The 14,548-nt window shown below is 67.2% G+C and carries 15 protein-coding genes; 4 read left to right on the forward strand and 11 right to left on the reverse strand.

The features are described 5' to 3' along the window. Positions 1-141: 141 nt before the first annotated feature. From H8S47_RS16355 to H8S47_RS16395, 9 genes are all read right to left on the reverse strand, one after another. The gene (locus H8S47_RS16355; RefSeq protein WP_235982994.1) at positions 142-477 is read right to left on the reverse strand and encodes a hypothetical protein; all 336 of its coding nucleotides are present in this window, start codon (positions 475-477) and stop codon (positions 142-144) included. A 10-nt stretch (positions 478-487) separates the two neighbouring features. Next, on the reverse strand, positions 488-1,966 hold the full coding sequence (locus tag H8S47_RS16360; protein WP_187504858.1) for a L,D-transpeptidase family protein: 1,479 nt from the start codon (positions 1,964-1,966) through the stop codon (positions 488-490). A 150-nt stretch (positions 1,967-2,116) separates the two neighbouring features. Beyond that, the gene (locus H8S47_RS16365) at positions 2,117-2,926 is read right to left on the reverse strand and encodes a TrmH family RNA methyltransferase (RefSeq protein ID WP_187504844.1); all 810 of its coding nucleotides are present in this window, start codon (positions 2,924-2,926) and stop codon (positions 2,117-2,119) included. Positions 2,927-3,031: 105 nt separating this feature from the next. Beyond that, entirely contained in the window at positions 3,032-3,307 is a 276-nt protein-coding gene (locus H8S47_RS16370; protein ID WP_187504845.1) for an HPr family phosphocarrier protein, read from the reverse strand. Beyond that, on the reverse strand, positions 3,304-3,711 hold the full coding sequence (locus tag H8S47_RS16375) for a PTS sugar transporter subunit IIA (protein WP_056058662.1): 408 nt from the start codon (positions 3,709-3,711) through the stop codon (positions 3,304-3,306). The genes H8S47_RS16370 and H8S47_RS16375 overlap by 4 nt, the downstream gene beginning before the upstream one ends. Before the next feature lie 15 nt (positions 3,712-3,726). Continuing rightward, positions 3,727-4,641 carry an RNase adapter RapZ gene (gene rapZ / locus H8S47_RS16380; RefSeq protein WP_187504846.1) on the reverse strand — a complete coding sequence of 305 codons (915 nt, stop codon included), beginning with the start codon at positions 4,639-4,641 and terminating at the stop codon, positions 3,727-3,729. Beyond that, the gene (locus H8S47_RS16385) at positions 4,638-5,069 is read right to left on the reverse strand and encodes an HPr kinase/phosphorylase (RefSeq protein ID WP_187504847.1); all 432 of its coding nucleotides are present in this window, start codon (positions 5,067-5,069) and stop codon (positions 4,638-4,640) included. Before H8S47_RS16385 ends, rapZ begins: the two co-directional genes overlap by 4 nt. Positions 5,070-5,078: 9 nt before the next feature. Then, positions 5,079-6,662, reverse strand: coding sequence for a sensor histidine kinase (locus tag H8S47_RS16390; RefSeq protein WP_187504859.1), 1,584 nt, complete (start codon positions 6,660-6,662; stop codon positions 5,079-5,081). Next, positions 6,631-7,338 carry a response regulator transcription factor gene (locus H8S47_RS16395; RefSeq protein ID WP_187504848.1) on the reverse strand — a complete coding sequence of 236 codons (708 nt, stop codon included), beginning with the start codon at positions 7,336-7,338 and terminating at the stop codon, positions 6,631-6,633. Before H8S47_RS16395 ends, H8S47_RS16390 begins: the two co-directional genes overlap by 32 nt. 192 nt (positions 7,339-7,530) lie before the next feature. On the opposite strand from H8S47_RS16395, the gene H8S47_RS16400 reads away from it, so the two are divergent. Continuing rightward, positions 7,531-9,141 (forward strand): phosphoenolpyruvate carboxykinase, encoded by a 1,611-nt coding sequence (locus H8S47_RS16400; protein ID WP_187504849.1) that lies wholly within the window; start codon positions 7,531-7,533, stop codon positions 9,139-9,141. A 270-nt stretch (positions 9,142-9,411) separates the two neighbouring features. Here the strand turns inward: H8S47_RS16400 and H8S47_RS16405 are convergent, their stop codons facing one another. Next, complete coding sequence (locus H8S47_RS16405; protein ID WP_187504850.1) at positions 9,412-9,861, reverse strand: NfeD family protein; 450 nt, start codon at positions 9,859-9,861, stop codon at positions 9,412-9,414. Next, on the reverse strand, positions 9,861-10,847 hold the full coding sequence (locus H8S47_RS16410) for an SPFH domain-containing protein (RefSeq protein WP_187504851.1): 987 nt from the start codon (positions 10,845-10,847) through the stop codon (positions 9,861-9,863). The genes H8S47_RS16405 and H8S47_RS16410 overlap by 1 nt, the downstream gene beginning before the upstream one ends. Before the next feature lie 119 nt (positions 10,848-10,966). Between H8S47_RS16410 and guaB the strand changes: the two genes are divergently transcribed. The 3 genes from guaB to H8S47_RS16425 all read left to right on the forward strand — a co-directional run. Then, entirely contained in the window at positions 10,967-12,424 is a 1,458-nt protein-coding gene (gene guaB / locus H8S47_RS16415; RefSeq protein ID WP_187504852.1) for an IMP dehydrogenase, read from the forward strand. A 402-nt stretch (positions 12,425-12,826) separates the two neighbouring features. Next, the gene (locus H8S47_RS16420; protein ID WP_187504853.1) at positions 12,827-14,014 is read left to right on the forward strand and encodes an RsmB/NOP family class I SAM-dependent RNA methyltransferase; all 1,188 of its coding nucleotides are present in this window, start codon (positions 12,827-12,829) and stop codon (positions 14,012-14,014) included. 44 nt (positions 14,015-14,058) lie between these two features. Next, positions 14,059-14,548 (forward strand): tetratricopeptide repeat protein (locus H8S47_RS16425; protein ID WP_187504854.1); only part of this gene is annotated, 490 nt, incomplete at its 3' end.

Here is a 14,548-nt window from a genome sequence, read left to right on the forward strand (position 1 = left end):
CCGTGCGATCCTCTCCCGCCGTGGGAGGTGGCGCGAAGCGACGGAGGGGGCGGTGAAGGAAACCGCTGTTGCGCGTCCTCCCCCTCCGTCAGGCTGCGCCTGCCACCTCCCCCTTGCGGGGGAGGATCGTAAGGCCGCCCCTTACTGCTGCGGTTCGGCGTCGTTCTCCACCGGCACTTCATCGCGCGTCACGCGCGCGGTCATCCCCGTCGCATCCGCATCGTCGAGCATCTGCTCGTCCGGTGCGATCGGCTTCTCGCGCGGCGGTTCGACCACGGCCGGCGCAGGCGGAGCCGCTTCGACCGGTGCAGCCTCGACCGGGGCAGGCGCCGCCTCGGACTCGGTCACGCCGGTATCCTCGACCATGTTGGTATCCGTCGGCGGCTGTTCGGGCTCGGAGCTCGAACAGCCGGCCATCGCCATCGCGGCAAGCAGGCCTCCGGCGATGGCGGTACGGGTGCGGGTGGACATCGTCATGGCGTTTCTCTCAGCGAGCGGCGATCGTCTGGCGTGCGGTGCGCGCCTCGACCTTGGAAGCGAGGATGCCGTCCCAGTCGTAGGGATCGGCGCGGAAGTTCATCTGGCCGTTGCCGCTGGCAAACGCGGTCCAGTAGAGCAGATAGACCGATACCGGCTTGACCAGGGCTGCACGGACCGTGTCGCCCTTGGCGACCGCAGCGGCCACCATCTCGGGCGTCCAGCTCGGGTCGCCCTTCAACAGCAGGTTGGCAAGTTCGGCAGGTTTTTCAAGGCGTACGCAGCCATGGCTCGAAAGCCGACTGAAGCTGGCGAACTTGGCTCGGCTTGGCGTGTCGTGCAGGTAGACCGAATAATCATTGGCGAAATCGAACTTGAACCGGCCGAGCGCGCTCTGGTCGCCGGCCTGTTGCTGCAACCGCGTCCCGCCGATCACCTTGAAGCCGTTACGCTTGAAGTACCCCGGGTTCGCCTTTTCCTTCGGCCACAACTCCTTCGTCGCGATCGAGGTCGGCACGTTCCAGGGCGGGTTGATGACGATGCTGTGGATCGTCGACGACAGCATCGGCGTCTCATCGCCGGGACGTCCTGTGACTGCGCGCATCGACTGCACGGGGGTATCGCCGTCGAACACGGTGAGCACAGCGGCGGCGATGTTCACCTGAATCCGGTCGCGCGGCAGGTCCTGCGGCAGCCAGCGCCAGCGCTCCATGTTCGCCATGATTTGCCGCACGCGATCCGTCGCCGACACGTTCAGCGCGGCCAGCGTCTGGGTCGAGACGATGCCGCTGGGGTTGAGCCCATAGCGGCGCTGGGCACGGCGCACCGCATCGAGCAGGCCGGCGTCGAATTTGTCGCCGCTGGTCGAGACGTCCTTGTCCTCGGCCGCGAGCCGCTTGCGGAGCGCGATCACCCGCGGGCCGGTCGCGCCGAGCGTGAAGTCCGGTCCCGAAGCGAGCGGCGACCAGCCCCCCGCAGCGGCGATCGAACGGTAGTTCTGGAGCCCCTTGCGAAGGCCGTCATAGCCCGCATAGGGCGGCGGCAAGGACGCGAACCACGCCGCGATCCGGTCTTGCCGCACGGCATCGGCGAACGCAGGCGTCGGATCGTACGCGGGCGGGCGCAGGCCCCAGTCGCGCTGGAAATCGGCCTCGCTGAGACGACCAGCATGGACCGCGCGCGCATGGTCGAGCGCAGCGCGGACGAGTTCGTTCTTGGTCGGCGCAGTGGTCGACGCGGTCGCGGCGGACTTGAGGCCCTGCGCGACGATGTCGCTGTTGAGCAGCTTGTCGAGCAACGTCGCCTGCGCATCGCTCAGCGGCGGCACGGTGATGACCGGCGGGGCCAGCATCGGCGCAGCCATGGGGCTGGCCGGGGCGACCGTCGGCGTTACCGGCGGGGGCGTAACCTGTTGTGCGGCCAGCGGCGTTGCCATGAGCAGCGGCATCGCGGTCGCTGTCGCGGCAACCGCGATCGCCGACCGGATCATACCGGCCTTCACTCGTCCATCATCCAAACCGCGCGCCATACTCATCCTGTCTAACCGTATCTCGTCGACGCTTTCGCACGACGTAGCTCTCCCTTAGCTGAACCGGAGTCGCTAAGCATCGCCAATCGGGCCGATTTCGCCGGTTGGGGCCTAAGCCGCGGATTTTTCCTGCCGGGCGAGCACCTCATACGCCATCACCGCGGTCGCAACGGCCGCGTTGAGGCTGTCCGCCTTGCCGAGCATCGGAATCTTGACCAGAACGTCGCAGGCTTCGGCCATCTCGGGCGGCATGCCCTGCGCTTCGTTGCCGGTGAGCAGGAAGGTCGGGCCGGTGTAGGTGGCGGAGCGGTAGTCGGTATCCGTATCGAGGCTGAGCCCGACCAGCTGGCCGGGCCCGTTGCGCAGCCACGCGTGAAAAGGCTCCCACTCCGTCTTCACCACAGGGATCGTGAACAACGCGCCCATGCTCGCGCGCACCGCTTCGACCGAGAAGGGGTCGACCGACTCGCCGATCAGGATGAGGCCACCAGCGCCGACCGCATCGCCCGTGCGCAGGATCGTGCCGAGATTGCCGGGATCGCGCAGCCGTTCCGCGACCAGCCAGATGCCGGCGCTGTTGCGGTCGAGGTCTTCGAGTTTCGCATCGAACTCGTCGAACACGCCGACCACGGCTTGCGGGTTATCCTTGCCCGACAGTTTCGAGAGGATATCCGGCGTGGTCTGGATCGACTCGCCGCCCGCCTCCTCGACGTCCATCGACAAAGCGTGGACCAGCGGATGGTTCGCGCTGGCCGCCGCATAGAACAAGGTGCGGGGCAGGCGGCCCGTCTCGCGCGCCTCGGTGAGGATGCGCAGGCCCTCCGCCAGGAACTGTTTGGCCGCACGCCGATGGCGCTTGTCGCGCAGGTCGCGGACATATTTGATCAGCGGATTGGAAAAGGCGGTTATCTCGCGGGGCATCTAGCTCCCCTTCCGCTTGCGGGAGGGGTTGGGGGAGGGGTTTGTAAACACGACGTCGCTCATGCCCTCCCCCGACCCCTCCCGCAAGCGGAAGGGGGAAGAACGTCAATCCTCGCCGAACTTCGCCTCGACCAGTTCGGCGAGCGCGGCCACCGTATGCTCGGCGCCATCGCCGCGCGCGCTGATCGTGATCGCGTCGCCCATCGCGGCGCCGAGCATCATCAGCCCCATGATCGAGGTGCCGGTGACGTGATCCGACCCGTCCTTGGTCACGCGCACCTCGACACTATGCGTCGAGGCGAGCGTCACGAACTTGGCGCTGGCGCGCGCGTGGAGCCCGCGGCGGTTGGTGATCTGGACGGTGCGCGAGACCTCGCTCACGCCGCAGCCTCGCCGAGAACCTCGGAGGCTACCGAAATATACTTGCGGCCCGCCTCACGCGCGGCCGCGACGGCAGCGACGACGGTCATCGATTTGCGCGCCGACCCGAGCCGGATCAGCATCGGCAGGTTCATGCCCGCAATCACCTCGATCCGGCCCCGCTCCATCAGCGAGATGGCAAGGTTGGAGGGCGTGCCGCCGAACAGGTCGGTCAGCACGATCACCCCGCGCCCGACATCGACCGCCTGGATCGCGGCGGCGATATCCGCGCGCCGCTCCTCCATGTCGTCGTCGGGACCGATCGCGATCGGCGCGACGCGCTCCTGCGGGCCGACGACGTGAATCATCGCGCGAACGAATTCTTCGGCCAATCGACCGTGCGTTACCAGAACAAGGCCGATCATGTCAGCGTTTCATACTCATAAGACGACCGGTGATCCCTCGAGCGCATCCTGCGGTGCGGCCCCTAGGTCGCGGTGGTCAACACTGGGGGAAAAACCCGCTTCGCGCAACCGTCGGCCGATCCGTTCGGCGACATGAACCGACCGGTGTCTCCCTCCGGTACACCCAATCGCGACCGTCACGTACGACTTGCCTTCCGCCCTGTAGCGCGGGAGCAACAGCATCAGCAGCTCCTCGATCCGACTCACCGCCGCCTCGTACGCGGGATCGGCCATGATGTAGGCGGATACGTCGGCATCCAGCCCAGTGCCGGGGCGAAGGTCGTGATCCCAGTGCGGATTGCGCAGGAACCGCATGTCGAACACGAGGTCGGCGTTGCGTGGCAGTCCGCGGGCGAATCCGAACGACCGGATCGACAGCGTCGGCTCGCCGAGACGCTCGCCAGAGAAATTGGCGCGGATCTGTTGCGCGAGTTCGTTAGCCGACATCTCGGTCGTGTCGATCAGCCGGTTCGCCCAGTCGCGCAGTGGCGCGAGCAGATCGCGCTCGCGGCCGATGCCGTCGATCGCGGGCCGGTCCAGCGCGAGCGGATGGCGTCGCCGTGTCTCGGAATATCGCCGCTCAAGTTCGGCGGCCGAGCAATCGAGGAACAGCGTGCCAATCTCGAGACCGTGGCGATCGCGGAATTCGCGAATCCGGCGAACGATCCGCTCGGGGTCGAAATCGCGGGTACGCGCGCCGATGCCGATCGCGAGCGGCTGCGAGTCGTCGGGCGAACCCTCGGGAATCGGCGCGTCGAGCAATCGGTCGAGCAACAGCAGCGGAAGGTTGTCGACGACCTCCCAGCCGAGATCCTCTAGCGTCTTGAGGACGGTCGATTTGCCCGCCCCGGACATGCCGGTCACGAGCAGGATGTCCTTTGGACGGGTCATTCTAAAGGCTCCGGATTGCGCAATGCGAGTTCGACCTTGATCGGGGCGGACGCTTCGAAGGGGGCGACCGCGAACTGGCGGACGTCGATCCCCGCGATCTTCCGGGCACGGCGTTCGGGCATCCGCTCGATCGCGCCGTCGACCCGGACGAGCAGGCCCACCGGAACGTCGTCGACATGCGTCATGGCAAGGATGCCGATGCCGCGGACTTCGATCCGGCCGGCGATCGTCGTCGGCGCCCGCGCGAGCAGGGTTTTGCCCGAGCGAACCACCAAAGTCTGGTCGTCGCTGACGAGGATCGCGCCACGGTCGATCAGGCGCAGCGCGAGGTCGGACTTGCCCGATCCCGACGCGCCCTCGATCAGCACGGCAAGCCCGTCGATCGCGACCGTCGTGGCGTGGAGCCGATCTGAGGAGGGGACAGCCACGTGCGGTCCTTACAACGGCATGTCGGCGAGCGGTAGTCGCACGACGAAGCGCGCGCCACCGATCCGGTCCTCTCGGGACTCGACGAAGATCGCGCCCTGGTGCCCATCGACGATGGTCCGCGCGATCGCGAGGCCCAGGCCCGAATGCTGGCCGAACGTCTCGCTGTCGGGGCGGACCGAGTGAAAGCGCTTGAACACGTCCTCGCGCGCCTCCTCGGGAACGCCGGGGCCCTCGTCCTCGACGCGGATGACGAGTTCGTCGCGGTCGGGGATCGCCGAGATCGCGATCAGGCCGCCATCGGGCGAGAAGGACAGCGCGTTGTCGATCAAATTCTCGAAAACCCGTTCGAGCCGCGCGCCTTCGCCCAGCACGATCGTGCGGTCGTCGGCATTCCGGTCGAATCGAAGCCGGATGCCACGCTCGACCCCGCGCGTGTCTCGCTGTGCGACCAGTCCGTCGATCATCGCGGCGATATCGACCGGCTCGAACTTGGCGCGGCTCAACTGGGCGTCGAGTCGCGAAGCCTCTGAGATATCGGACAACAACCGGTCCAGCCGCTGGACATCGTCACGGACGATCGCGAGCAACTGCGCCTGGAGCGCCGGGTCCTTCACGCGCGACAGGCCCTCGACCGCGGACCGGAGCGAGGCGAGCGGGTTCTTCATCTCGTGCGTCACGTCGGCAGCGAACGCCTCGGTCGCGTCGATCCGCGCCCTCAGCGCAAGGCTCATGTCCGACAGCGCCCGCGCGAGCATGCCGAGTTCGTCGCGGCGCGAGGGGAGGCGGGGCACCACCACTTCGCGTGCACGTCCCAGCCTGACCCGGACCGCCGCGCGGGCAAGACGGCGGAGCGGCCGGACGATCGTTCGCGCCAGGAACAAAGACAGCAGGATCGACACGATCGACACGCCGAGCAGCACCATGCTGAGCCGGAACCGCTCGATCCGCACCGTCCGGGTGATGTCGCGCGCGTTGACCGTGGTCATCACGACCCCGCCGGCGCGGAGCGGCGCGGCGGCGGTGATGACCGGCGTCCGATCAGGCGCGCGCCAGACCGTCGTCGCAACCCGGCGTCGCGCCTGGGCCGTGGCGACGTCGGGCCAGCGCTGGCCCGCGTTGCGCTCGCGGTAGAGCGGCGGCCGGGGCGCCATCACGACGATATCGATCGCCGCGTCCAGGAACCGCGCGATGACCTGATCGCGATCCTCCTTGTCGGGATCCTGCAGGACGAAATTGCGCAGCCCTAGCGTCCGGCTGTCGACCACCGTCGTGCCGCCGCCGTCGAACAGGCGGATGCGCGATCCGGTGTCCGCGGCGAGCCTCAACACCAGCGGGTTGCGCTGCGCAGGATCGACCGACGAGATCGCCTCGCCGATCAGCCGCGCCTCGCGCGCGGTCTGCGCGACCCGGCTGTCGACGATCCGGCTGCGATAGGAATCCAGGTAGAAGAACCCGCCTGCGAGCAGCAGCAACGCGAAGATGTTGACCGCCAGGATGCGCCGCGTAAGCGAGATCTGTCCCGACCAGCGCAGCGTGAGATCGCGGCCGTCGTCGCCGAGCTCATTCCTCAGAAAATCGATACCCGGCACCATATAATGTCTCGATTGCATCGAACGCGGGATCGACCTGCCTGAACTTGCGGCGGAGTCGCTTTATGTGGCTGTCGATGGTGCGGTCGTCGACATAGATATCATCCTGATAGGCCGCATCCATCAACTGGTTGCGCGTCTTGACGATGCCGGGTCGTTGCGCAAGCGTTTCGAGGATCATGAACTCGGTGACCGTCAGCGTGACGGGCTCGCCGCCCCACAACGTCCGATGCCGCGCCGGATCCATGCTGAGCCGGCCGCGCGCGAGTGGTCCGGCGGCTTCCGCTTCGGTCTCGGTACCCGGCGACTGCGCGAGTTCGGTCCGGCGCAGGATCGCGCGGATGCGGGCGATCAACAGCCGCTGCGAGAACGGCTTGGCGATATAGTCGTCGGCCCCCATCGCGAGCCCGAGCGCCTCGTCGAGCTCGTCGTCCTTGCTGGTCAGGAAGATCACCGGGATCTGGCTCTTCTCGCGCAGCCGACGGAGCAGTTCGAGCCCGTCCATCCGCGGCATCTTGATATCGAAGATCGCGAGGTCGGGCGGGTTGTCGGTCAGCGCCTTCAACGCGGTCTCGCCGTCCGAATAGACGCGCGTGACGAAGCCCTCGGTCTGCAGCGCGATCGACACGGAGGTCAGGATGTTGCGGTCGTCGTCGACCAGCGCGATCGTTGCCGTCATTTTTGGGCCGTCATCTCTGGCTCGCTCGCCTCGGTCGTTGGCGTATCGGCGTAGGCCAAACCGCGCCGGCACTCAACTAAGACCGTATCGGGACCGCGTCATCGATCGGCGCATTTGACCCGTGGAAAGGCGCCCCGTACAGCCGCGCGCAACGACATACATACGTATGCGAACACTATCTGGAGAGATGCCTTGCCCAACGAAAATATTCCGGCCGGCGGCCTAGCCGCGCAGGGGATAGAAACCCGCGCCACCCTGCGTTGGAACCTGGTCACCGCGCAGCTCGTCGAAGCCGCGCTCGAACGCGGCGAGGGTACGCTGTCCGCCGATGGCCCGCTGGTGGTCGAGACCGGCGCGCATACCGGGCGCTCGGCGCAGGACAAGTTCATCGTCCGCGATGCCGAGACCGACGCGACCGTCTGGTGGGGCAAGAGCAACAAGGCGATGGAGCCCGCGCATTTCGCCGCGCTGAAGGAGGATTTCTTCGCCATCCTCGCGCAGAAGGACGAGCTGTTCGTGCAGGACCTGTACGGCGGCTCGCAGGTCGACCACCGCGTGCAGGTCCGCGTCGTTACGGAACTGGCGTGGCATAATTTGTTCATCCGGACGATGCTGGTGCGGCCGGAACAGGCGGCGCTGAAGGACTTCGTCGCGGACTATACGATCGTCGACCTGCCCAGCTTCCGCGCCGATCCCGCGCGCCACGGCTGTCGCAGCGAGACGGTGATCGCGGTGAACTTCACCGACAAGCTGATCCTGATCGGTGGCACCAAATATGCCGGCGAGATGAAGAAGTCGGTGTTCGGCCTGCTCAACTATCTGCTCCCGCCGACCGGCGTGATGCCGATGCATTGCTCGGCCAACATGGGCGCGAACGGCGATACCGCGGTGTTCTTCGGCCTGTCGGGCACCGGCAAGACGACGCTCTCGGCGGACGCGAGCCGGACGCTGATCGGCGACGACGAGCATGGTTGGTCCGACACCGCGGTCTTCAATTTCGAGGGCGGGTGCTATGCCAAGATGATCCGCCTGTCCGCCGATGCCGAGCCCGAGATCTTTGCAACGACCAAGCGGTTCGGGACGGTGCTGGAGAACGTCGTGATGGACCCGGCGACGCGGTTGCTCGATCTCGATGATCACACGCTCGCCGAGAACAGCCGCGGTGCGTATCCGATCGACTTCATCCCGAATGCGTCGGCCGAGAACATGGGGCCGGTGCCGCGCAACATCGTCATGTTGACCGCCGATGCGTACGGCGTGCTGCCGCCGATCGCCAAGCTGACGCCCGACCAGGCGATGTACCATTTCCTCTCGGGCTATACCGCGCGCGTCGCCGGGACCGAGATCGGTGTCACCGAGCCGGACGCGACCTTCTCGACCTGTTTCGGCGCACCGTTCATGCCGCGGCATCCGTCGGTGTACGGCAATCTGCTCAAGGAGCGGATCGCAAAGGGCGGCGTCGATTGCTGGCTGGTCAACACCGGCTGGACCGGCGGCAAATACGGCGTCGGCAACCGCATGCCGATCAAGGCCACCCGGGCGTTGCTCAACGCGGCACTCGACGGGAGCTTGAACGATGCGGAGTTCCGGACGGACCCGAACTTCGGCTTCCAGGTCCCGGTAAGCGTCCCCGGCGTCGACAGCGCCATCCTCGACCCGCGCACGACCTGGGCGGACAAGGACGCCTACGACGCGACGGCGGCCAGGCTGGTAGACCTGTTCGTGGAGAACTTCGCCCAGTTCGCCGAGCATGTCGACGAAGGCGTGCGCCAGGCCGCGCCGAAAGTGAGAGAAACGGCCTAAAACTCCTCTCCCTTCCGGGGAGAGGACGGGGCCCGCACGACGAAGTCGGGTGGGAAGGTGAGGGCACGTGATACGGCGTGCCCTCACCCTCGCCGCTACGCGTCTCTCCCCACGCCGAAGGCTACTTCCCCCTCCTTGAAAGGGAGGGGCCGGGGGTGGGTAGGCCGGCCTGAGCCACAACAGTTCGGGCATGCGGAACCCGACCCACCCCCAACCCCTCCCTTCCAGGGAGGGGAGCAGCGAGTTCAGCCCTCCGAGAGCGGGACCGGACTAAAGCAGCTCCACCACCACCTCACCGTCAACAACCGCCGCAACACGAACCCGTGCACCAACGCCCGCATCCTTACCACGAGCTGGCCAGCTTCCATCGCCCACCAGCACGCGCCCGCGGCCGCCGACGATCGCCGTTTCGACAACGACGACGTGCCCAACCAGCCGAGCAGACCGGTCGTTCAACATCGGATCCCCGCCCTCGACCGGATAATCCCGGTACCAGCGCTTCCCGATCAGCACCGTAACCGCGCTCCAGACCGCGAACGCGGCCAGTTGCGCTGCTACCGGTAAATCCGGCAGCGCGAACACCGCGACCCCGGTCACCGCGGCGGCGATGGCCAGGAACACCAGGAACACCCCCGGCACCGCCAGCTCGGCAATTCCCAGCACCAGCGCCGCGATCAGCCACGCGCCAGCCGCACCGCCGATCCCGTCAAGCGCGTCCATCAGCTTTTCGGAACCTCGGTTGATTTCGACAACTCGAACGGCCCACGCGCCGCCGGCTTGGCCGGCGGCGACGCGACCGCATCGCGCAGCGCATCCTTGGCCAGCTCCCCGATCCCCCCAAGCGTCCCCATCAACTGCGTAGCCTCGACCGGAAATAGGATCGTCTTCGCATTCGGCGAGGTGGCGAACTTCCCGATCGCCTCGACATATTTCTGCGCGATGAAGTAGTTGATCGCCTGCGCGCCACCCTCCTCGATCGCCTGCGACACCGCGCGCGTCGCCGAAGCCTCCGCCACCGCCGCCCGCTCGCGCGCCTCGGCGTCGCGGAACGCCGACTCCTTGCGCCCCTCGGACTCGAGAATGCGCGCCTGCTTCTGCCCCTCGGCCCGCAGGATCTCGGAAGCCCGCGAGCCCTCCGCGTCCAGAATGTTAGCCCGCTTCTCGCGCTCCGCCTTCATCTGCCGCCCCATCGCATTGACGATGTCGGCAGGCGGACGGATGTCCTTGATCTCGACGCGCGTGATCTTCACCCCCCACGGTGTCGTCGCGTGATCGACCACGTTGAGCAGCCGCGCGTTGATCTCGTCGCGCTTCGACAGCGTCTCGTCGAGGTCCATCGACCCCATGACCGTGCGCAGGTTCGTCGTCGTGAGTTGCAACAGCGCCTGGTACAAGTCCGACACTTCGTATGCAGCTTTGGCCGAGTCGAGCACCTGGAAGAACACGACCCCGTCGGTCGAGATCATCGCATTGTCCTTGGTGATGATCTCCTGCCCGGGGATGTCGATCACCTGCTCCATCATGTTCACCTTCCGCCCGACGCGGTAGAAGAACGCGGGGTAGAAGTTGAACCCGGGCCGCGCGACCGTTGTGAAGCGGCCGAAATGCTCGATCGTGTATTGGTAGCCTTGGCGGACGATCTTGATGCTGGTGAAGAGGTACAGCAGCACCAGCGCCAGCAGCAGCGCGGCAACGATCAGGCCCATCGAACATCCCCCATCCGTGTATGGCCCGGCTATAGCACGTCCGCTTATGAGAGGCCTAGCCGTATGCCGCGCGTTTGGTTACATGGCGCGCCACCTCACACCCAGGAACGGCAGCTCTCATGGATATCCGCCTCGGCCTTACATTCGACGACGTCCTCCTGTATCCGGGGGAATCGGACGTGCTGCCAAGCCAGGCCGATACCCGGACGCAGGTGACGCGCGGCATCGCGCTCAACATCCCGATCCTCTCGTCCGCAATGGACACCGTCACCGAAGCCGACATGGCGATCGTCATGGCGCAGCTCGGCGGCATCGGCGTGCTCCACCGCAACCTGACGATCGAGGAGCAGGTGGTGGCCGTCCGCCAGGTCAAGCGCTTCGAATCGGGCATGGTGGTTAACCCGATCACGATCCGGCCGACCGCCACACTCGGCGAGGCGCAGGCGCTGATGTCCGGACATCGGATCAGCGGCATCCCGGTCGTCGAGGCGGACGGCAAGCTCGTCGGTATCCTCACCAACCGCGACGTGCGTTTCGCGGGCGATCCGAAACAGCCGGTCAGCGAGCTGATGACCCACGAGAACCTCGCGACGGTCTCGACCGAAGTCGGCAAGGAAGAGGCGCGCCGCCTGCTCCACGCCCGCCGCATCGAGAAGCTGCTCGTGGTCGATGCACAGTATCGCTGCGTCGGCCTGATCACCGTCAAGGACATCGAGAAGGCGGTGATGTTCCCGGACGCCACCAAGGACGAGGCTGGCCGCCTGCGCGTGGCCGCGGCGACGACGGTCGGCGATAAGGGCTTCGACCGGACCGAGCAGTTGGTCGACGCGGGCTGCGACCTGATCGTGATCGACACCGCGCATGGCCACAACCGCGACGTCGGCCGCGCGGTCGAGCGCGTGAAGAAGCTGTCCAATTCGGTCCAGGTGATCGCGGGCAACGTCGCCACCGGCGAAGCGACGCGCGCGCTGATCGGTGCGGGCGCGGACGGTATCAAGGTCGGCATCGGCCCGGGCTCGATCTGCACTACGCGCGTTGTCGCTGGCGTCGGCGTGCCGCAGCTGACCGCGGTGATGGATTGCGCCGAGGCAGGCCACAAGGCCGGCGTGCCGGTGATCGCGGACGGCGGCATCCGCACCTCGGGCGACATGGCCAAGGCGCTCGCGGCGGGCGCCTCGACGGTGATGATCGGCTCGCTGCTCGCAGGCACTGACGAGGCACCCGGCGAGACGTTCCTGTACCAAGGCCGCGCGTACAAGTCGTACCGCGGCATGGGCTCGGTCGGCGCGATGGGCCGCGGGTCGGCGGATCGTTATTTCCAGGGCGACATCAAGGATCAGCTGAAGCTCGTCCCCGAAGGCATCGAGGGGCAGGTCGCTTACAAGGGCCCGGCGAAGGACGTGATCCACCAGCTCGTCGGCGGGATCAAGGCGGCGATGGGGTATACCGGCTCGGCGACGATCCCGGATCTCCAGGCACGGGCGGAGTTCGTGCAGATCACAGGTGCGGGCTTGATGGAGAGCCATGTCCACGACGTGACGATCACGCGGGAAGCGCCGAACTACCCCACTCGGTAAGGGCGCTTTACTCGTCCTTGGAAGGGAGGGGCCGGGGGCGGGTCGATTTCGAGCTAAAAAGCCGACGCGCCTGCCTAAATCGCAGCCGCCCCCCCCATTCGTCATCCCGGCGTACGCCGGGACCCACGGTTGCGGGCCGGGTGATGGTTGGACGCTATCGTCTGGTCCACCGTGTCCATGGGTCCCGGCATTCGCCGGGATGACGTAGGGAAGGGCTGGAGTCGCTCGCGCCGTAACCGGGTCCTAGCCTCGGCCCGCAACCGCAAGCAAGCTTGCGACCAGACCCGCCCCAATCCCGAAATTATTCCCCTCCCGCTCGCAGGAGGGGCTAGGGGAGGGAATGATGACGAACACTCCGTACCAAGCCTCCCCCCGAACCCACGCGAAGTCGGGAGCCAACACGTGACTCCCCCAGCACGCACTCAGGCCGCGATCGAACTCCTCGACCAGATCATTGCCGCCGCCCGCGAGTCCGGCGCCGCCGCCGACACGCTGATCGCCCGCTACTTCGCCATCCGCCGCTACGCCGGCTCGAAGGACCGCCGCGCCGTCCGCGAGCTCGTCTACGCCGCGATCCGCAAGGCCGGCGACCGCCCCGAAAACGGCCGCACCGCGATGCTGCTCGTCGCCGACGCCGATCCGGAAGTCGCCGCGACCTTCGACGGCTCCACCCACGCACCCGCCCCGATCGCCAAGGACGAACCCCGCGCCCGCGCGGGCGTAGCCCCGCAGTGGCTGAGCAAGGCCCTCCGCGCTTCAAGCCTCGACGGCGCCGCCCTTACAGACCTAGCCGGCCGCGCCACGCTCGATCTCCGCGTCAATACGCTGATAGCCGACCGGGCGACCGTTCTCGCAGCACTTCCCAAAGCCGAAGCCACGCCCCATGCCCCCGACGGCATCCGCCTTCCCACAGGTACCAACGTCGAAGCGCTCCCGCTCTTCAACGAAGGCGCGCTCGAAGTGCAGGACGAAGGCAGTCAGCTTGTCGGCCTCGCGATGCAGGCAAAACCCGGCGAACGGATCGTCGACCTCTGCGCGGGCGCGGGCGGCAAGACGCTCGCACTCGCCGCGACGATGAAGAACGAGGGCGTGATCCTCGCCTGCGACACTGATCGCAACCGCCTATCGCGTCTTGCGCCGAGAGCCACACGAGCGGGAGCGACGATCGTCGAAAGCCGCCTGCTCAATCCGACGCGCGAGATCGAGGCGCTGAGCGAATGGGCCGGTCGCGCCGACGGCGTGCTGGTCGACGCCCCCTGTTCGGGCACCGGCACCTGGCGGCGCAATCCCGAGGCGCGCTGGCGGCTTACCCCCGACCGCGTCTCGCGGCTGCAATCGACGCAGCAGCAGGTGCTCTCCGTCGCCGCCACGCTGGTCAAGCCCGGCGGCGCGCTCGTCTACATCGTCTGCTCGCTGCTCGACGCCGAAGGAACGGATCAGGTCACCTGGTTCCTGAACGCGCATCCCGGCTGGACGACCGAGCCGCTGACGCTCCCCGCCGGCGCGAAGCACGGCCACGGCGTCCGCCTCGAACCCGGCCGCGACGGCACCGACGGCTTTTTTGTCGCGCGCCTCCGGGCCGCGTGCTAGCCAGCCGCCCAGTGGCTCAACCCGTGACCCGCCTGGAGACGATCATGCGTTTTTCGTCCGTTGCCCTTGCCGCCGCGCTGACCGTCGTATGCGTGTCGACGTCGCTCAGCGGGCAACGCCCCGACGCGCAGATCGACGCGCGCTCGATGCAACTTCTCGCCCAGGGTCGCTCGCTGGTCGCCGCAGGGAACCTCGATGGCGCGACCGACGTGCTGGAGACCTCCGTCGCGGTCGACCCACGCAACCGTGCCGCGTTCCTGCTGCTCGCCAAGGTCGCCGAAACGCGCGATCTGCCAGGCAAGGCGATCCGCCTGTACCGCGAGGCCTTGCTGCTAGAACCGAACGACGTCGCGGCGTTGAAGGGGCAGGGCGAGGCGCTTGTCGCCAAGGGCGCAGTGGTCCGCGCGAAGGACAACCTCGTGAAGATCCGCACGCTTTGCAAGGGCGCGTGCCCGGAGGCGACGCAGTTGTCTGCGGTCATCGCAAAAGGCCCGCCGATCGCAACGGCGCAGGTCGACAAGACCCCGGTAGCCG

Source organism: Sphingomonas albertensis, assembly GCF_014358075.1.
Lineage (GTDB): Bacteria > Pseudomonadota > Alphaproteobacteria > Sphingomonadales > Sphingomonadaceae > Sphingomonas > Sphingomonas albertensis.